The organism is Coprococcus ammoniilyticus (assembly GCF_025567345.1).
Taxonomy (GTDB): domain Bacteria; phylum Bacillota; class Clostridia; order Lachnospirales; family Lachnospiraceae; genus Coprococcus; species Coprococcus ammoniilyticus.
The window spans coordinates 329,840-348,427 of record NZ_JAOQJS010000002.1; the positions used below are offsets into that span (position 1 = coordinate 329,840).

16 protein-coding genes, 1 tRNA gene and 1 other annotated feature are annotated in these 18,588 nt (G+C 40.9%); of the genes, 1 reads left to right on the plus strand and 16 read right to left on the minus strand.

Going from position 1 to position 18,588, the window contains the following annotated elements; translation table 11 throughout:
* Positions 1-70: 70 nt before the first annotated feature.
* The 7 genes from OCV60_RS03985 to OCV60_RS04015 all read right to left on the minus strand — a co-directional run bounded on the left by OCV60_RS03985 (position 71) and on the right by OCV60_RS04015 (position 7,851).
* Positions 71-2,494: a homocysteine S-methyltransferase family protein gene (locus OCV60_RS03985; RefSeq protein WP_262529402.1), complete on the minus strand. Its 2,424-nt coding sequence runs from the start codon at positions 2,492-2,494 to the stop codon at positions 71-73.
* The gene (gene rnhA / locus OCV60_RS03990) at positions 2,487-2,972 is read right to left on the minus strand and encodes a ribonuclease HI (RefSeq protein ID WP_008400901.1); all 486 of its coding nucleotides are present in this window, start codon (positions 2,970-2,972) and stop codon (positions 2,487-2,489) included. The genes OCV60_RS03985 and rnhA overlap by 8 nt, the downstream gene beginning before the upstream one ends.
* Before the next feature lie 87 nt (positions 2,973-3,059).
* The gene (locus OCV60_RS03995) at positions 3,060-3,980 is read right to left on the minus strand and encodes a purine-nucleoside phosphorylase (protein ID WP_262529406.1); all 921 of its coding nucleotides are present in this window, start codon (positions 3,978-3,980) and stop codon (positions 3,060-3,062) included.
* 26 nt (positions 3,981-4,006) lie between these two features.
* Positions 4,007-4,094, minus strand: a tRNA-Ser gene (locus tag OCV60_RS04000).
* Positions 4,095-4,231: 137 nt separating this feature from the next.
* Complete coding sequence (locus OCV60_RS04005; RefSeq protein ID WP_262529410.1) at positions 4,232-5,725, minus strand: L,D-transpeptidase family protein; 1,494 nt, start codon at positions 5,723-5,725, stop codon at positions 4,232-4,234.
* Between the two features lie 12 nt (positions 5,726-5,737).
* On the minus strand, positions 5,738-6,601 hold the full coding sequence (locus OCV60_RS04010) for a metallophosphoesterase (protein WP_262529416.1): 864 nt from the start codon (positions 6,599-6,601) through the stop codon (positions 5,738-5,740).
* An 11-nt stretch (positions 6,602-6,612) separates the two neighbouring features.
* On the minus strand, positions 6,613-7,851 hold the full coding sequence (locus OCV60_RS04015; RefSeq protein ID WP_021943917.1) for a D-alanyl-D-alanine carboxypeptidase family protein: 1,239 nt from the start codon (positions 7,849-7,851) through the stop codon (positions 6,613-6,615).
* A gap of 200 nt (positions 7,852-8,051) precedes the next feature.
* Between OCV60_RS04015 and OCV60_RS04020 the strand changes: the two genes are divergently transcribed.
* Entirely contained in the window at positions 8,052-9,080 is a 1,029-nt protein-coding gene (locus OCV60_RS04020; RefSeq protein ID WP_021943918.1) for a 3-deoxy-7-phosphoheptulonate synthase, read from the plus strand.
* 162 nt (positions 9,081-9,242) lie between these two features.
* Here the strand turns inward: OCV60_RS04020 and OCV60_RS04025 are convergent, their stop codons facing one another.
* The 9 genes from OCV60_RS04025 to OCV60_RS04065 form a co-directional block, all read right to left on the minus strand.
* The gene (locus OCV60_RS04025; RefSeq protein ID WP_021943919.1) at positions 9,243-9,569 is read right to left on the minus strand and encodes an SCP2 sterol-binding domain-containing protein; all 327 of its coding nucleotides are present in this window, start codon (positions 9,567-9,569) and stop codon (positions 9,243-9,245) included.
* 15 nt (positions 9,570-9,584) lie between these two features.
* A complete protein-coding gene (locus OCV60_RS04030; protein ID WP_021943920.1) occupies positions 9,585-10,256 on the minus strand; it encodes a DivIVA domain-containing protein in 672 nt (223 codons plus the stop codon).
* 153 nt (positions 10,257-10,409) lie between these two features.
* The gene (gene dtd / locus OCV60_RS04035) at positions 10,410-10,856 is read right to left on the minus strand and encodes a D-aminoacyl-tRNA deacylase (RefSeq protein ID WP_021943921.1); all 447 of its coding nucleotides are present in this window, start codon (positions 10,854-10,856) and stop codon (positions 10,410-10,412) included.
* Positions 10,857-10,870: 14 nt separating this feature from the next.
* Positions 10,871-11,377 carry an acetolactate synthase small subunit gene (gene ilvN, locus OCV60_RS04040; RefSeq protein WP_021943922.1) on the minus strand — a complete coding sequence of 169 codons (507 nt, stop codon included), beginning with the start codon at positions 11,375-11,377 and terminating at the stop codon, positions 10,871-10,873.
* A gap of 13 nt (positions 11,378-11,390) precedes the next feature.
* Positions 11,391-13,115 (minus strand): biosynthetic-type acetolactate synthase large subunit, encoded by a 1,725-nt coding sequence (ilvB, locus tag OCV60_RS04045; RefSeq protein WP_021943923.1) that lies wholly within the window; start codon positions 13,113-13,115, stop codon positions 11,391-11,393.
* An 87-nt stretch (positions 13,116-13,202) separates the two neighbouring features.
* Positions 13,203-13,466, minus strand: a binding site (T-box leader).
* Positions 13,467-13,546: 80 nt separating this feature from the next.
* The gene (locus OCV60_RS04050) at positions 13,547-14,596 is read right to left on the minus strand and encodes a DUF58 domain-containing protein (RefSeq protein WP_262529422.1); all 1,050 of its coding nucleotides are present in this window, start codon (positions 14,594-14,596) and stop codon (positions 13,547-13,549) included.
* A gap of 16 nt (positions 14,597-14,612) precedes the next feature.
* The gene (locus OCV60_RS04055) at positions 14,613-16,931 is read right to left on the minus strand and encodes a transglutaminase domain-containing protein (RefSeq protein ID WP_262529424.1); all 2,319 of its coding nucleotides are present in this window, start codon (positions 16,929-16,931) and stop codon (positions 14,613-14,615) included.
* A gap of 2 nt (positions 16,932-16,933) precedes the next feature.
* On the minus strand, positions 16,934-17,581 hold the full coding sequence (locus tag OCV60_RS04060; protein ID WP_262529426.1) for a hypothetical protein: 648 nt from the start codon (positions 17,579-17,581) through the stop codon (positions 16,934-16,936).
* Positions 17,582-17,629: 48 nt separating this feature from the next.
* The gene (locus OCV60_RS04065) at positions 17,630-18,577 is read right to left on the minus strand and encodes an AAA family ATPase (RefSeq protein ID WP_117784818.1); all 948 of its coding nucleotides are present in this window, start codon (positions 18,575-18,577) and stop codon (positions 17,630-17,632) included.
* Between the last annotated feature and the right edge of the window lie 11 nt (positions 18,578-18,588).

Genomic DNA, 18,588 nt, shown 5'->3' on the forward strand with positions numbered 1-18,588 from the left:
GCTGTATAATCAATACAGCACAAATCCTTGTTTTATTATAGTTATCTTGTCAATTATTGTCAACGAAGAATTACTCAATATCAAGCAATCTTTTTACAACCTGAACACATTCTGCCGCATCCTCTGAATAACCATCTGCATGAATCTCCTCAGCAAAGCTCTCTGTGATAACAGCACCGCCGATAACGACCTTAATATCCAGATTTTTTGCTTTTACCAGTTCCACGACATCCACCATTTTCATCATAGTTGTTGTCATCAGTGCCGAAAGTCCGATGACCTTGGCATCATTTTCTATGGCTGCATCAACGATCACATCCGCAGGTACATCTTTTCCAAGATCGATAACCGGGAATCCGTAGTTTCGAAGCATCAAGACAACCAGATTCTTTCCGATATCATGGATATCTCCCTCTACGGTAGCAACCACGATCGCAGGCATTGACTTTCCATCATCCTCCCGTACGATAAGTGGTGTGATATGATTGATCGCAAGCTCCATCGTCTCTGCGCTGGCGATTAACTGTGGCAGAAAGTATTTTTTCTGTTCAAATAATTTTCCAACACGGTTAATTGCCGGAATCAGCTCATCATCAATAATCTTCTGCGGATCTATCCCCTGTTCTAGTTCTTTTTTGACATCTTCTGTAATATTTCTTTTATTTCCTTTTACAACATCTGTGTAGATAACACTTTTTTCTTTTTCATCCTCCTGACTGCCTCCATTCTGTACAGGTGCAGCCGTTGTGATCCCGAGAGGTTTTACATTCTGGATATACCGGATATCTCCTTGGTCTTTGTTAAGAAGCATATCCGATGCATATGCCATATTCATAAGCATGGTCTGTGACGGATTTGCAATTGCCATCGTAAGACCATTCTGGATCGCCATCGTAAGAAAAGCTGCATTTACAAACATACGCTCCGGCAATCCAAATGAGATATTCGAAAGTCCGCATATCGTAGCAAGCCCCATATCATGACAATAACGGATTGTTTTCAGGCAGTTGACAGCAGCAGCTTTCTCTGCTCCGACTGTTGCAACCAGACCATCGACCACAACATCCTCTTTCTGAAAGCCCATCTTATAAGCAGCATCCAGAACTGTATGTATAATGCTTTCTTTTTCATCACTGTCCTTTGGAAGTCCCTCATCAGAAAGCGGAAGCAGAATGAACATCGCACCATATTTTCTGACCAACGGAAGGATCTCCTGCATTTTTACCTTTTCCAGAGATACAGAATTCACAAGTGCACGTCCCGGATAGATACGAAGTGCCGCTTCGATAACAGCAGGGTTACTGGAATCAATACATAACGGAAGATTCACTGCCTGTGACACCTCATATACAACCCTTACCATCATTTCTTTCTCATCAATACCATTCATGCCGACATTGATATCAAGGATTGATGCACCCTTTTCCATCTGTTCTTCTGCCATCGTCATAACAGTATCGAGAACTCCTTCCCGAAGCTCCGCCTGCAGTTTCTTCTTACCGGTTGGATTGATTCGTTCTCCAACTACCATAAAAGAACCATCTAAGTTGATCTGTCTTGTCATGCGTTCTGATGATAGCAAACGTTCTTTCTTGTCTAATATCTCAGGAATATCCATTGTCTTTGCCATATCGGAAAGTGCTTTGATATGGGCAGGAGTTGTTCCGCAGCAGCCGCCGACCATACCGGCTCCTGCTTCTATGATCATCTTCATATCTTCTGCAAAGGTTTCCGGTGTCATGGCATATACACTTTTACCATCCACAAGTTCAGGCATACCGGCATTCGGCTTCGCAAATACAGGGACAAATGCTACCTCTTTCATGGCAGCCACAAGCTCTGTCATCTTGTCCGGTCCTGTGGAACAGTTTACACCTATTGCATCCACGCCAAGATTCTGTAATACATTGACCGCGGTTACCGGATCCGTTCCATACAAGGTTCTTCCGTCCTCGTTAAATGTAAGGCTCGCCATGATAGGGAGATCACAGATCTCATTTGCAGCGATCACAGCAGCTCTGGTTTCGGCAAGGCTCATCATTGTTTCTACAACAAGAAGATCACAGCCCGCCTCAACAAGAACTTCGATCTGTTCTTTATAGATATCAACCAGCTCTTCAAACTGAAGTTTTCCCATCGGATACAGCATCTCACCTGTCATGGTAAGATCACCTGCGACATAACCATGCCCGCACCCGGCAACGGCCTGCTTTGACAGAGCTACCAGATCCATATTCATCTGATAGAGATCAGTTTCCAATCCATATTCACGAAGTTTTAAACGATTACAGGTAAATGTCGGAGCATATAAGATATCTGTGCCTGCATTCAGATACGACGTCTGAAGTTCCAGCATAACTTCTTTGTGCTCCAGTATGTATTTTTCCGGACATACACCAAGTGGCATGCCTGCATTCATCAGATTTGTTCCGGTTGCTCCATCTAAGATCAGTATTTTCTCATTGAACAGTTGTCTAAATTCGTGTTTATTCATTCGTTATCACACCTTCGTCGTCTATTTTGTTATCTCCGTCTGCCGCTGTCGTTGCAAGCATATCACATCGTTCATTCATCGGATGTCCTGCATGTCCCTTTACCCAGTGAAAGGTTACTGTATGCGGCTCTTTTGCTTTTAACAGTCGTTCCCACAGATCCCGGTTCTTTACCGGTTCATTCTTGCCACGTTTCCAGCCCTTCTTGATCCAGCCCCATATCCAGCCTTCATTAAATGCCTTTACAAGATACTGGGAATCTGAATATAATTCCACATTACAGGGTTTTATCAATGCTTCTAAACCAACAATAGCTGCCATAAGCTCCATGCGGTTATTGGTCGTCTTATTATAGCCCTGTGAAAATTCCCGTTCATGGAGCGTTCCTTTTCCATCTATAAACTGGATAACCGTACCATATCCGCCCGGTCCGTCCGGATTTCCTCTCGCTGCACCATCTGTATATATCTTTACATCCATTCTTTTCGCACCTCATATCTATTCTAATTAATCCATATCCGCTTATAAATGACTGATTATCACTTTTCATCAAATGATCGAAATATTTTATTCTGTGCCATCACTATAACTTTCGATCAATTCTGTAAGAAGTCTGCTCATTTTATCAGACATCTCCTTACTGCGATCCAGAATATCCTCATGCTTTAATTCAGCACCAAGTCCTGCCGCTTTATTTGAAATTGCCGAAAAACCGGATACCCGGATTCCCATATGGCAGGCCGCGATTGCCTCACATGCTGTACTCATACCAACCGCATCTGCGCCAAGCATATGAAACATCCGTATCTCGGCCGGCGTCTCATATTGAGGTCCTGATGTCTGAAGATAAGTACCTTCCACAGTATGAAGTCCCATTCTCTCAAATATTTTCCTGCTTATCTGTATTTTTTCTTCGTCATATATATGGCTCATATCCGGAAATCTGACACCAAACTTGTCTATATTCCTTCCAATCAAGGGAGATGGAACAAAGCTTGATATCTGATCCGAAATGATCATGATATCTCCCGGTACCAACTCTTCACTGATTCCTCCTGCCGCATTGGTAAGAATCAGCCACCGTATTCCAAGAAGCCCCATCAGCCGGATCGGTTTCACGACATCCTGCATGGAATATCCCTCATAGTAATGAACTCTGCCCTGCATGACAACAATCGGTTTTCCACAGGAATAACCAAATATAAATCGTCCCTTATGGCCGGCAACTGTCGAAACAGGGAAGCCCGGAACCTCTTTATAATTAATATACACCGGATCATCCATGGTAAATGCATCACCCAGTCCGCTTCCAAGTACGATCCCTATCTCCGGCTTCATCTTTATTTTACCAGTGATATAACGAACAGCCTCATCATACATAAATAACATCTCCTTATCCCAGTGCCGCAGCTCACCTGTACCCAGTCTCTGAAATACATAATTCTGATTTTCCACATATATCCATATGGTAAAAAAGCTGACACCCATCTGAATGTCAGCTTATTTTCATAAAACGGAGATAGAGAGATTTGAACTCTCGCGCCGGTTGCCCGACCTACCGCTTTTCGAGAGCGGACCCTTCAGCCACTTGGGTATATCTCCTTTTCCTATGACTTTGCTATAATACCATTAATACACAAAATATACAACTATTTTTTATTTGTAAAATACGATTTCGCCTGTATTAAATGAGTTGTGCTCACAATATCAACCTGCTTTTTTCTGATAAAATAAACATCTTAATAATAACAGATCACAGGCATACCTGCGTATATATTTTCATAAATAACCGCTGCTTTCTGATATGGCAGATTAACGCAGCCATGCGAACCGCCGGAATAATAAATGTCTCCGCCGAACTCATCACGCCATGTCGCATCATGAAGCCCGATTCCACGATTAAAAGGCATCCAGAAATTCACCTTTGTCTCGTAATCTTCACCTCTGAGAACCGATGGTGATTCCTTATATGTAACCGAATATAATCCATCCGGTGTACCATGACCGTTCTTCACGCATCCGGTAACACAAGGGGAATCTGTGACCAGTTTTCCACTTACAATCAGATAAACATGCTGATTCGTCAGATCTACTTCTACATAAGAATATCCAATGTCATCCGATTTTGTATATGCTGCTCCTGTCTGAGAAAATTCAGGGATTCGTTCCTGCGATCTGCCACTTGCAAGAGTTTCCCGAAGTCCTTTTGTCTCAGCTTCTACATCGATCTTCCAGCCATATCGGTTTCCGGTTTCTTCTACATATCTTCCGGTATAGGTCTGAAAGGTTCTCGTTGTTCCGACAGTATTATATGTCTCTGCAAGTTGTCTCACATATGCCTGAACCGATTTCTTTTTGAACTTCCATTTTCCGTTATCATAATAGAGCCAGCTGCCAAATGTTGATGCATCAAGCGTCCATGTTACACGATCAATGCTGTAGTTGATCTGAACCGCAAGATATGTTTCCAGTGCTTTTTTCCGGTCTGCGATCTCCTTACTGTCTGCCGTGATCTCTGCATTCTCATAACACGCTTCTTTATCAAGGTCTGTAGTAGCTTTCACCTGTTCAAGTGCCGTTTCTATCACTTCCTGCACCTTATCTGTATCCAGATAACTACCTTCTGTCTCTGGTATGATAACCGCCTCGCTCTTTTCAACTACTACATAGGCATTCTTTGGCTTTTCCATATTCTTTTCCTGCATACAGTCCTGATTTTTTAAGAACTGATACAACTTTTCTTTATCATATGTTACTTCATAACTGGTTTTATAATCTTTCCGATTATCATTCAGATACAAAAACCACAGAAAGCCATTTTGTTTCTTCTTGATGCTTTTCTCATTGGAAACTGCCTGTATCGTCATATCGATATCTTCCGGACGGATCACAAATGATGCATGTTCTCTGCCGTTTACGCTTAAAGAATATTCACTCATATATGTATCGATCGTGTTTTTTACGGATTTTACTGTATGATAGGATACATTCTGTCCGTCAATATATGTATTCTTATTAAAATGAAAGCTGAACCAGATCGCCAATGTAAGATAACAAAGAAAAATAACTCCGCCCACAAAAATTGATATAATAGCAACGATCTTTTTTCCTTTTTTCCGTTTATTGATCTGTTCATAGACACTTTTATCGATATAGACATCTGCCGGCATGGCAGCAGCCGTTGCCGTGGCAGCAACCTCTGTCTGCTCTACTTCTTTGTTTTCCTCACTCATAATCTTCCCCTGTTATTCTCCTTCCAGATGGATCACGCATATCTCGGGTTTATTATTGACCCGAAACTTTAAAGTATGACCACCAAGTCCACCTGTTAAGATCATTTTTTTATTACGACATTCATACATACCCCGATAATATTTTGGAAACAGCCGTACCATCGGTGATACCACACCTCCAAGAACAGGAAGTATGACCATGCCCCCGTGTACATGACCGGATAACACCAAATCAGCTCCCCATTCCGCATAAACCGAAAAATAATCCGGGTTATGCGCCAGTAGAATCGTATATGCATCCTGATGCCTTGTTGGAAGAAGCTTCACCAGATAGTCCGTCTCCATCTTCTGAAGCCGGAATCTTCTGTAATAAGCTGCATCTATGTCAAGCCCCACGATCTGAATGTTGTCAGATGCCAGAGTAGCTTCCTCATTTATGAGCCAATGAGCGTAATCCTTTGTCTGTTCATACAGGCATTCCCAGATATCTCCATACTGCTCTGTATATAAACCGGTTCGCATCTCATGATTTCCCTTTGAAATATAAACAGGGAATTCGCTTCCAAGCTTTTGCAGAAGGTCTATCGCAACACCTGGACTGACATCTTTCTTTCCGACTATAACATCTCCTGCGATCAAAACTGCATCAGGAGCAATCTTTTTTATCTCTTTTATGAGATCCTCATTTTTATCTCCGAATTCTGCATTATGAAGATCTGCGATCATCGCAAATGTAGCAGACTTTTTTATCCTTTTATCCGTGATTGTATAATGAGATACCGAAAGCATATGATTCTCCCGTCTGCTTTCGATCAAAACTGCGCACAGACAGATAATCGCAAATATACAGATGATACTGATAATATCGAATAACATTTTCTCTTCCTCTAGGAACGAAAGGCAAGATATAATACTTTTTTAAAGCTGTAGCCAAACGTCATTTTCTTTATATTTTCTGCTGCAACGACCTCGACTGAACCAAGGATACGACCATTGATTGAATATTCTATATGACCGACAACATATCCTTTTTTTATCGGTGCTGTAAGCGGTTCATCCTGAACCAGTATCTTCTTTACATCATCTGCCTTTTCCCCGCGAAGCAGAACGGATGAGAAGTCCGATGCACTGTCAATCGTCAGCTCGTCACTGATACCATTTTCTATAGAAACGCTGCGGGTGTCAAGTACATTTTCATCTTTATACAGATTGCAATTTGCATATCCATAATCTAATAGCTTGCAGGCCTCTTTATTTCTGATATCCTTTGTTTCAGCTCCCATGATGACTGCGATCAATGTAATGCCGTTTCTGTTCGCCGTCGCCGACATACAGTATTTAGCTGTCGCCGTATATCCGGTTTTAAGCCCGGTTGCCCCGGTATACATATTTAGGAATTTATTTGTATTAGCAAGGTCAAATCTTGACTCTCCCCTTGCGGTTTTATGTACGATTGAATCCATCCAGATACCGGAATAATTCAGGATCTCAGGATGTTCGTCAATCAACTGTCTGGACATGATCGCAATGTCTTTTGCCGATGTCTCATGTCCATCTGCATCCAGTCCACATGCATTGACGAAATGTGTATGCTCCATTCCAAGTTCCTTTGCCCGGTCATTCATTCTCTGAACAAAGGCTTCCTCGCTTCCTGCCGTGAATTCTGCCATAGCAACTGCCGCATCGTTTCCTGATGCAATAATGATACATTTTATCATATCTTCAACCGTCTGCTGTTCCCCGGTCTCAAAGAAGCATTGTGAACCACCCATAGAAGCTGCATGTTCACTCACAGTTACAATATCAGACATCTGATAATCACCTGCCTTCATTGCCTCAAAAATCAGAAGCAGCGTCATTACCTTTGTGACGGATGCAGGTTTCCTTGCTTCGTCTGCATTTTTCTCATATAATACCGTTCCTGTCGTTGCTTCCATAAGGATACATGATTGTGATTCCAATTGAAGTCCGGACTGATCTGTCGCTATTTCATCTGTTGCTGTTCCATCTGTTACAGCAACACTATATATTACCGATTGGCCGATATGTCCGACTACAAGTGCTATTCCAAGAACCGTACCTGCAAATGCTCTGCCTATCCTCTTTCCCATTTTTACCCGTTTCAATAACATCCCTCTAATCTGTTCATTTATACAATTTATGCTTAAAAAAATGAATAAAGAATGTTTGTGTTGATATTTTTCTTTCATAATTAATTATATTCTGCTATAATACTACAGAATTATGCGCAATATGCGGTAATTTAAGAAAGAATGACACTTTCGTCATTTATTAACTGGACAAATTATAACAGGAGGAAAAATCAATGAGTATGAAATTGGTCAAACGAGTACCAACCGGTGAAGAGATCAAAGAGTTATATCCTCTCTCACAGGAACTCAAAGACATTAAAGCAAAACGAGATGAAGAGATCAGAAAAATTTTTACCGGAGAAGACAAGCGATTTATATTTATAATTGGTCCATGTTCCGCTGATAACGAAGATGCTGTATGCGACTATCAGAACAGACTGGCAAAGGTTGCAGAACAGGTCAAAGATAAAATTCTTGTAATTCCACGTATATATACGAACAAACCAAGAACAACGGGTGATGGATACAAAGGGATGTTGCATCAGCCGGATCCGAATAAGGCTTCTGATATGTTAGAAGGTTTATATGCAATCCGTAAAATGCATATCCGCGCGATCAAAGAAACCGGACTCACAGCAGCAGACGAAATGCTCTATTCCGAGAACTGGCAATATGTTGACGACATCTTATCCTATGTAGCGATCGGTGCACGTTCCGTTGAGGATCAGCAGCACAGATTAACGGCAAGTGGAATGGACATTCCGGTTGGCATGAAGAACCCAACCAGTGGGGATTATACTGTTATGATGAATTCTTGTCTTGCTGGACAGCATCCGCATACTTTCTTATATTCCGGATGGGAAGCCCACACAGACGGAAACCCACTGACTCATTGTATATTAAGAGGTGCATTAAACAAACATGGTCGTTCCATCTCAAACTACCACTACGAAGATCTTCGTCTTTTATATGAATCATACCAGAAGTTCAATCTGGTAAATCATTCATGTATCGTTGATGCAAATCATAACAATTCAGGCAAAAAATTTGATGAACAGCCACGAATCGTAAAAGAGGTTATCCACAGCCGCAATTACGATCCTGATATCAAAGAACTTGTAAAAGGTGTTATGGTTGAAAGTTATATCGAAGATGGTAATCAGCCGGTTGGTGGAGGATGCTATGGCAAATCCATCACAGACCCTTGTCTCGGATGGGATAAGACAGAACGTCTCTTAAAGGAAGTTGCTGATCTGTTATAAAAATCCGATACCGTGTAATGCAATGATATCAAACATCTTTTAAGTTGAGATGTAATGCAACGATATCCAAGCTTCTTTTATAAATAAAGATGTAACACATCGTTTATAGCTATAAAGGCAAAAAGAAACCTGCCAGTTAATATCTGACAGGTTTCTTCTTTTTTACTCTTTGATGATGCGTGACAGGAAATTTCTTCCCAATGACACATCACCAGCAATATTTAATTTTCCTGTAGCATATGCATAAATCGGATCCATTACTCCATTTATCACCCGTTCCAGACTGGATATTGTAACGATAAACTGAACATTTCGTTGTTTATATTCCCCCGAAATGACCTCAAGTGTACCATCTTTCAAATGAATATAAAAATGTCCACTGTCACGTCCAATAACATCAAACTGGAAATAAGTATCATCCTGTAATCCATCTATGTTCCTATGTACTGATAATTCATGAAAATAATCGAGACATTCCCTATATGTCATACAAATCAGCCTGCTTTATAAGAATTCGAAATCGTCATCCTCATCGCCATCACCGATCAGAACCTGATTGCGTTTAACGCCTTCTTCGATTTCTCCTACGATTACTTCGTCTTCTTCATCCTCTGTTACAGCACTCTTCCCTGCAAATGCCTGTGGCTTGCTTTCCTCTTTTGGCTCTTCCTTTGGCTTCATCTTCAGCTTCTGAGGTTCTGCTGTTGTCTGAGACTTCATCTTCAGCTTTGTAATCGGATCAGCTTCTAACGCATCTTCATTGATTGATGAAGCTGTCGTGCTGGCTGTTGCTGTTACAGTACCGCCATTTGCCTTAAGCTCTTCCATCTCCGCTTTTAACTTTGCAAGTTCTGCCTTTGCATTGGAAAGAACTTCATTTGCACGTTTCTTTGCATCGTTAATGATTTTGTTTGCTTCACTGTTTGCCGCATTCTGTTCCTTTTTGGAACCCGGAGCAGCCTGCTCTAACTGTTTCTCTAATTCATAGATCTTTACACTATTATCTCTGAGAGAATTCTGAGCCAGTTCATTTTCTGCTACAGCGGCATCATATTTTGCCTGTAATGAAGCAAACTCATCCGATACTTCTCTCATAAATGAATTTACTTCATCTTTATTATAACCAAAAAGTCCCTTTTTAAAGGTCTTTTCTTCAATGCTTTCCTTTGTTAACATTATAGCGCTTCTCCTTTACGTGTTTATTTAACATAACCTAAACTCAATTATATTAATTCTTTGTATGTTTTTCAAGAAATAATCGTATGTTTTTGAAAAAATTTACAATTTTTCATGCAAGATATTCAATTTGGATCCATTCCCATGTATTTTTTACATTTCACGGCTATCAAACAGGATCGTAAACGGTCCATCATTGGACAGATCCACTCTCATATCCGCACCAAAAATACCGCTTTCTGTAACTGCGATTTTTTCCCTGCAAGCAGACAGGACATATTCATATAACGCATTTGCTTTTTCAGGGTTGCCTGCCTTTGTAAAAGATGGGCGGTTTCCTTTCTTACAGTCTGCACATAAGGTAAACTGTGATACGATCAGAAGCTCACCGTTTACATCTGTAAGAGAAAGATTTGTCTTGCCATTTTCATCCGCAAATATACGAAGTCCCAGCAGTTTACGGATTAATTTGTCTGCAACTTCTTCTGTATCTTCTTCGAATACACCTACAAATACCAACAGACCTTTTCCGATCTTTCCTACCTCTTTATCATCTACTGTTACACTTGCATGATTCACTCTCTGAATCAGAAATCTCATAATTTTTATCCCCTTTAGCGCTCCGACATGCTGATTGCTTCTACTGCAACGCTTCCTCCACGGACAACCTCGATCCGATTTGGAAAACTCTGCTTGAATAACTTGATCGCATCATTGTTCTGATTTTCTGTCTGTAAACATTCCACCAGAATATTCTTTCTGTCATAGTCCGTGATCTTGAAGTTAAATGCATTTGCAATACGGAATACTTCATCCTTATCATCGGTATTACATTCTTTTACCTTGATGAATAAGATCTCTTTATTATGAATCGGAATATCCGTATAATCAACCACCTTGATTACTTCCACGCTGCGGTTCAACTGCTTCTTTACCTGTTCAAAAGTACGGTCATCACTGGTAAAACTGATCGTCATTCTGGATACCGTCGTATCCTCTGTTTCTCCTACAGTCAGACTGTTCAGGTTATAGGATTTACCGGAAAACAGACCGGAGATTCTTGCAAGTACACCTATTTCATTTTCAACATATAAACATATCCATCTTTTCTTTTCACTCATCTGTCTATCCTCCTTAACAATCCATGATCATATCATTTAATGACTTGCCACCCGGAACCATAGGGAATACATTTGCAGTCGGATCAATATAGAACTCTATAACTGTAGGTCCCTTTGTATTTGCCTTTGCCTGCTCAAATGCTGCTTTGATCTCTTCTTCCTTTGTAACACGGATTCCAAGCGCCTCATAGCTTTCCGCCAGTTTTACAAAATCCGGTGTATATTTCGGACAGCATTTGTCAGGATTCTGGCAGTCATGATTACAGCTCTTTCTGTATCTCAGACAGGTACTGCTGTAACGCTTGTTGAAGAACAGCTCCTGCCACTGACGTACATTTCCAAGATAACCATTGTTTAAGATACAGATCGTGATCGGAAGCTCCTGTGCAACCGCAGTCGCCATCTCCTGAATATTCATCTGTACACCACCATCACCGGAAATGCAGATAACATTCTTATCCGGGTTACCGATCTTTGCCCCGATGGCAGCAGGAAGTCCATATCCCATCGTACCAAGACCGCCGGAGGTTAAGAGCTGGTTCTCACCGCCAAGTGCAATATACTGTGTTGTCCATAACTGGTTCTGTCCTACATCTGTAGTAATAATGAGATCGTCATACATCTCATTGATCGTCTTAATGATCTTCTCAGGTGTAACACCTTTATAAGAATTCATGTTGATAGGATACTGTTTCTTCACTTCCATGATCTCAGCAACCCAATCGGATATATCTAATTTCTTTGCATATTTTAACATCTTCGTGATCGCAAGCTTTGCATCTGCTACGATTGGGATGTCTACCTCGATATTTCTGGAGATTGATGCTGCATCGATATCGATATGTATGATCTTTGCATTCTTTGCAAATGTGTCAATCGTACCGGTGATACGGTCGTTAAATCTGGTTCCGATCGAGAATAAGACATCACATTCCATGATTGCTTTATTGGATGCGAGATTTCCATGCATTCCGATATTACCAACATATAAAGGATGGTCCGTCGGAATTGCTCCCTTACCCATGATCGTAGTAACAACAGGGATTCCTGTTAATTCACATAATTCCTGCATTTCTTTTCTTGCATGTGCGATATTCACACCGCCACCGATCAGAAATACCGGTTTCTTTGCATGGTTTAATTCTGCCAGAGCCTTCTTAAGCTGACCAGAATGTACACCCTCTGATGGCTTATATCCTCTGATATTTACTTCATCCGGATATTCATCCGAACCCATTGCAAGCTGGATATCTTTTGGTATATCAACCAGTACAGGACCCGGCTTACCGGTTCTTGCGATATAGAATGCATTCTTGATAATTCTTGCCAGATCTTCTCTCTTTCTGACTGTTACTGCATATTTGCAGATGTTTCTGGTGATACCTACGATATCGACCTCTTGAAAGGCGTCGTTACCGATCAGATTCATCGGTACCTGTCCGGTAAAACATACCAGAGGAACACTGTCATAATTTGCTGTTGCAATTCCTGTAACCAGATTCGTTGCACCAGGCCCGCTTGTAACCAGACATACACCAACCTTTCCGGTTGATCTTGCATATCCATCTGCTGCATGAACAAGTGCCTGCTCATGTCTTGGAAGGATCATATCGATTCCCTCTGCATCGTATAATGCGTCAAATAAGTCGATCGCTGTTCCACCCGGATAGGCAAACAGTGTATCAACATGTTCTTCCTGTAATGCCTTTACAAACATCTGTGCTCCATTAATCTCCATAACCTATATCCTCCTTTAATTGTCATCCATATAAATTTCCAAAAAGAGCGTTTCCCATCCACTAAAAAAGCCCTAAGCCGTATATCAGCTTAGGGCGAATAATCATATCCGTGGTACCACCTAAATTCAGGTTCTTCCTGCTCTCATCCAATACTTACAAATCTTATCTGCGTTATATTGTATTCCTGTAACGGGGAAATCCGTTGAATCCTACTCAGCACTTCTTACGAAGTCATGCTTTTCAGTCCACTGCTCGAAGGCTACTTCCATACATCCTAGCTGAAGATTCTCACCACCATCTTCTCTCTGGGAGCCGGTCCTGTATGTACTCCTCCTTGTCATTGCATTTGACATATAAACTGTTGTTACTTTAGCATAAATGAGAAAAAAAGTCAATGCGTTTTCTGGGAAAAATCACCAAAATACCTGCATCAAACATACAGGACAATCCCCTTTTCTAAACGTTCGATTTCAAAGGCTGCATCCCGGTTGGCATCATATGTAATAAAGATCACCTTTGCAAACCGATGAATAATTCCACGCTCCAAAATATAATCCAGAACACGGTACTCACTCTTATCCGCTACCGTTTCCAGAACCTCCTGAAGCATAACATCATATTCCGTAAGTTCAAATACCCCACGGTGAACAACACGATTTTCTTTTGTATCCATATGATAGATCGTATGACCTGTTGACAGACGGATCAGCTCATGACTGACAGATGCAAGTGCTTCGATCAGCTTCTGATTCGTCTTCCTGTCTTCCTTAGGAGCATAATCAAAAAATATCATGACGGAATTATCATTTGGTGTATCCAGTTCTTTTACCATGGTTTTTCCCATCTTAGCTGACATTTTCCAATGAATATTTTTGATACTGTCACCTTTCATATATTCCTTGATCTGAAGGATCTCTGAAATATCATTTCCTTTTACATGCTTGTAATTCACATCATTCTCGCTCACAAGACTGCCTTCTACATCATACAGATCCATGGAACGCTCTTTCGGATATTGATAAAACATACAATCCTTATGCGAACGGATCTCCGCTTTCGTCAAACCGAAATAGTCATATATATAGATTTTATATATTTCAACATTAATCTGTCCGCAGTACTTACTCTCTATCGGAAACTGGTATTTCTCTCTGCTTTTTCTTGCCGCCGAACATTCGATATAAGTAGGGAATTCTGTTCCAAATACAACATTTTCACAGTTAAACTCTATCCTGATCTTTGGAACCGGAAAAAAAGATGAATTCTCTATTTCAAGAAGTAAGGCAGGATTTTCCTTTAACTCATTGATAATATCAAACTTCACTGCAATCTTCCCCGCATTATACCGATTGATAAAAAACATCGGAAGCCAGATAATCCCAAACATTCCAAACAGCCATAAGGTCTGCAGTTTGTTTGTCCAGATAAATAAAAGCAACAAGATAACGATAAAAATAATATATGCAATTTTTTTCTTCATATCGTTTTCTCTCCTCCTATATCAGACATTTGACAAACCGCATCCTGCATCTGCCCCAGAGATTACTGGAATGATAAACCTCTTGTTTTACCGTTTGTGCATAGTCTCTTACAACCGCAACATCCGTATAGTCAAGTTCTTCTCTACTGAATCTGTTTTTCTGTAAAACCGTAATAACTTCTGACGGAAGGGATTCTTCCATCTTCTTACCGGCATATTTGTACAAGGCTTCTATATACAGACTGGCTGCTGCAACTGCTTTTTCCCGGTTTTCACTCTTCATTGCTTTTTTTCGTTTGCTGCAGACCACTGCACGTCTGACAATAACAACGATCAGGAATAATACGAGCAGTGAAACAATTGCGATCAGAATATATAACAGATTGATCTCCGTTGAATCATCATTATCATTATTGTCCTGATCACTGCTGGAATCTTCTGATTCCGAATCCTGATTATCGGAACCACTGACCGCACCGTTACCAATGGTACTGTTATCATCCTCAGAATAGAAGCCCGGTGTAACTTCAACCGGAATAAATCCAAGCCCATTTACATAAATCTCTACCCATGCATGTGCATCCTGATCCAGAACATCAATCGATGTCTCTCCCTCTTCCGGAGCAACCAGATATCCTTCTACATATCTTGCCGGAATATTATAATATCGGAACATCATAGCAGCGGCTGTTGCAAAATGAACGGAATATCCTTCTTTTTTATTCTCGATCAGATTCTTTACAAAATCTGTTCCGGGATCATTAGCTGTTACATCTTCACTGTAAGTTATAGTGTCCCGCAGATAATGTCTGACTACATCAATCGCATCAAACGGATTTAGTTTTTTTCCGGCTTCCGGCAGAGTCCGGTCAAAATACTGCTTCATTTCATCCGAAACCTCTGTATAATTCTGGCTTGCAAAATAAGCATATGTCTGTTCACAGTCAATAAAATCCGTATCACCGGTGCCTTCCGTATACCAGCTTTCATTATAGATACTCTCATAGTCATTCTTCGAAAGTGTATCCATATAAAATCTGTACGGTTTTCTGTTTCCAAATCCCTGTGCTACAAAATTTACATCCTTCTTTGGTGCATAAAGATCCGGAAGAGAATCGTAGGTCATATTTTCAGGCAGATATTGATATTTACTGCTTGCAGCCAGGTTTTCAACCTCAACCGATATAATATCTGACAACGGCATATCTGCATCATTGATCTTTGTAATATCCATATAACTTGCAAGTGTTGCTAAAGGATAATAATTAAATTTTGCAAAGTATTCAAATACACCTTCATAATCTCCGCCGTAAATATCCTTATCGTTTTCTGTCCAGCCGTCTTCCGTGTATTTGGAACCGACATAGCCTCGAAGATACATCACAGCAGGCTCTGACATCTCGATATGGAGTTTTTTGCTTCCATTTGTTTCAACTGTATGAAACCGTTTGAACGATCCCTCCGGATAATCATTTTTGCCATAGATCAGATTGCCGCCGTTATATACAATTGAATCTTTTATATCATCAACCACCGGGATCGGTATGTATGTGAGCAGTATAAAGATCAGACATGCAGCTCCTGCCAGAACTCCTGCAAATACAAGCATTCCTGCATACATGTCCTTCGTGATCCGTCCTTTGATATTGCCAGCAAGCAAAATTCCCACCATCGTAACTCCGGCAAGTACGAGCGTCCATACTGACGGAATACATTTATACATGAATCCGGATGCACAAAGCAGGAATTGGAGCAGCACTACCCAGACATTCAGATGAAACCGAATGAAAATTGCAAATACAAATGTTACGAGCAGAGAAAGAATTATGGATGCAATATATTCATCTGCAACCAGACTGTCCTCATTCACAACAAACATCAGATTTGCCATCGCCATATTCTTATTGACCGATCTGAGTACATCATTTGCGATTGCTGAAAAACCATTTGAAACACTGTTCAACAGGATCACAGACAGGACAGCGATCACAATAGCCATCCCTGTACCGCCGATCCAGCCTGACTTTTTCCTGAGAAAAAGGATCTGGGAAATAACTGCCATAACAAGTGCCGGAACCGCTGTCACAATCAGTGAAACTTTAACCTGAAATGCACTGAAGCAGCAAAATAATACACTCACCGATGCCAAAAAGGTAAGCACTATACGAATTGCAAGATAATTGGATTCTTTTACGGAAAGTGCCTGCAGATCGAGCCGGATCTCCTGTCTGTTATTTTGCAGCTTTAATCCATTTTGCAGCTTACGTTTTGGAATCATTCGTTTTTTTCTGTCTTTTTTATGTTCTTTCTCTATCTGTGTCTTTTTGTTTTTCATAATTATTCAACCAAATCTACATCTATATCCGGAGCATCCAGATCTTCATCATCGTCGTCTGATCCCTTTTTATTGCCGGATCCACTTCCGTCGCCATCGCCGTTACCGTCACCGTCGCCAAAATCATCTCCGTCACCAAAATCATCTCCACCATCACCGCCATTGCCATCATTATTATGTTTATTACCGTCTTTTTTTGATGAATCACCGTCGTCTGATGTTTTTTTACTATCCTTTTTCGGGTCATCCTTTGGCTTTTCAGTATTAGCTTCCGTATTCTGTGCCGGTGCATCGGTTTTAGGCTCAGATGTCTTTTCTTCTGTTGTCTGTTCCTGCTCTGTAGATTCTGTCGTCATTTCAGTCGTCGTTTCTGTACTTGATTCCGTTGTAGACTCTGTTGTGATCTCGATCATAGCATTGCCACCCTGCATTTCCGTCGTTGCATCACTCTCTGTCGTAGTATCTTCCGTATTCTCTGTATCGTCTTCTGAACGGTCCTGTCCGGATAACTTAGCCGCCTGCTCCTTATCTGCCTCCTGATTTTTCATATAATCCTCACGTTCGAATTCCGAACGGTCACGCTTACATGCAGTCATGGAACATCCAAGAGTCAGACACAATGCAAATAACAAGATTTTTCTTTTTTTCATTTCATCAGGTCCTTTCTCGCATCTTCTTACCTTAATTCAGCTTCTGTTTTAATTGGATCTTTCTCCCGCCATAGAAGGAGCTTCTGTCGTCTGACAGATATCGTAAATAATATTTTCTGCTCCATTCTTCTCTCTGCGTGCAGAAGGTGTCAGGATCAGACGATGTTTGAATATATCATAAATAACATACATAACATCTTCCGGAATCACATAGTTACGATCATACATATAGGCGCATGCTTTTGCCATATTAGCGAATGCCTTTGTGCCTCGTGGACTGATACCACACTCAATCTTATCATGATGTCTGGTTGCATCAACCAGTCTGGAAATGTAATCTGCAATCTCATAAGAAATATATACATTTGCGACTTCTGTACGCATCTGTATCAGATCCTCTACGCTCATGACAGGCTGTACAGCATCAATCGGATTCTGTCCATGATCCTCCATCAGCATCTCTACCTGACTCTGTACATCAGGATACCCCATACTTAAACGCACCATAAAACGGTCAAGCTGGGAGTCCGGAAGTGCCTGTGTGCCACCACTGGTGATCGGATTCTGTGTTGCGATCGTTATAAATGGTTTTGGAAGCTGATACGTAACATTGTCAACCGTTGCTGTCGCTTCTGCCATAGCCTCAAGCAATGCCGCCTGTGTCTTACTGGAAGTACGGTTGATCTCATCAGCTAACAGCAGATTCGTAAATACCGGTCCTTTCACAAACTCCATCTTTCCTTCCCGCTGATTATACATGGAATATCCAAGAATATCACTTGGCATTGTGTCCGGTGTAAACTGGATACGATTATCCTGCATAGAAGTTGCTTTTGAAAATGTCTTTGCAAGTGTTGTCTTGCCAAGTCCCGGATTATCCTCCAAGAGGATATGTCCGGATGCAAGAACGGTCATAATGATCTTAACAATGATATCATCCTTGCCTTTAATGACTTTGTTCATTTCCATTCTAAGATCTGCAATTTTTTTATTCATCTTTTTCTACC

What these genes read in the sequence shown, in the direction of transcription:
- OCV60_RS03985 (WP_262529402.1), bottom strand. Translation starts at nt 2,494, where the DNA reads ATGAATAAACACGAATTTAGACAACTGTTCAATGAGAAAATACTGATC.
- rnhA (WP_008400901.1), bottom strand. Translation starts at nt 2,972, where the DNA reads ATGGATGTAAAGATATATACAGATGGTGCAGCGAGAGGAAATCCGGAC.
- OCV60_RS03995 (WP_262529406.1), bottom strand. Translation starts at nt 3,980, where the DNA reads ATGGGTGTCAGCTTTTTTACCATATGGATATATGTGGAAAATCAGAAT.
- OCV60_RS04005 (WP_262529410.1), bottom strand. Translation starts at nt 5,725, where the DNA reads ATGAGTGAGGAAAACAAAGAAGTAGAGCAGACAGAGGTTGCTGCCACG.
- OCV60_RS04010 (WP_262529416.1), bottom strand. Translation starts at nt 6,601, where the DNA reads ATGTTATTCGATATTATCAGTATCATCTGTATATTTGCGATTATCTGT.
- OCV60_RS04020 (WP_021943918.1), top strand. Translation starts at nt 8,052, where the DNA reads ATGAGTATGAAATTGGTCAAACGAGTACCAACCGGTGAAGAGATCAAA.
- OCV60_RS04025 (WP_021943919.1), bottom strand. Translation starts at nt 9,569, where the DNA reads ATGACATATAGGGAATGTCTCGATTATTTTCATGAATTATCAGTACAT.
- OCV60_RS04030 (WP_021943920.1), bottom strand. Translation starts at nt 10,256, where the DNA reads ATGTTAACAAAGGAAAGCATTGAAGAAAAGACCTTTAAAAAGGGACTT.
- dtd (WP_021943921.1), bottom strand. Translation starts at nt 10,856, where the DNA reads ATGAGATTTCTGATTCAGAGAGTGAATCATGCAAGTGTAACAGTAGAT.
- ilvN (WP_021943922.1), bottom strand. Translation starts at nt 11,377, where the DNA reads ATGAGTGAAAAGAAAAGATGGATATGTTTATATGTTGAAAATGAAATA.
- ilvB (WP_021943923.1), bottom strand. Translation starts at nt 13,115, where the DNA reads ATGGAGATTAATGGAGCACAGATGTTTGTAAAGGCATTACAGGAAGAA.
- OCV60_RS04050 (WP_262529422.1), bottom strand. Translation starts at nt 14,596, where the DNA reads ATGAAGAAAAAAATTGCATATATTATTTTTATCGTTATCTTGTTGCTT.
- OCV60_RS04055 (WP_262529424.1), bottom strand. Translation starts at nt 16,931, where the DNA reads ATGAAAAACAAAAAGACACAGATAGAGAAAGAACATAAAAAAGACAGA.
- OCV60_RS04060 (WP_262529426.1), bottom strand. Translation starts at nt 17,581, where the DNA reads ATGAAAAAAAGAAAAATCTTGTTATTTGCATTGTGTCTGACTCTTGGA.
- OCV60_RS04065 (WP_117784818.1), bottom strand. Translation starts at nt 18,577, where the DNA reads ATGAATAAAAAAATTGCAGATCTTAGAATGGAAATGAACAAAGTCATT.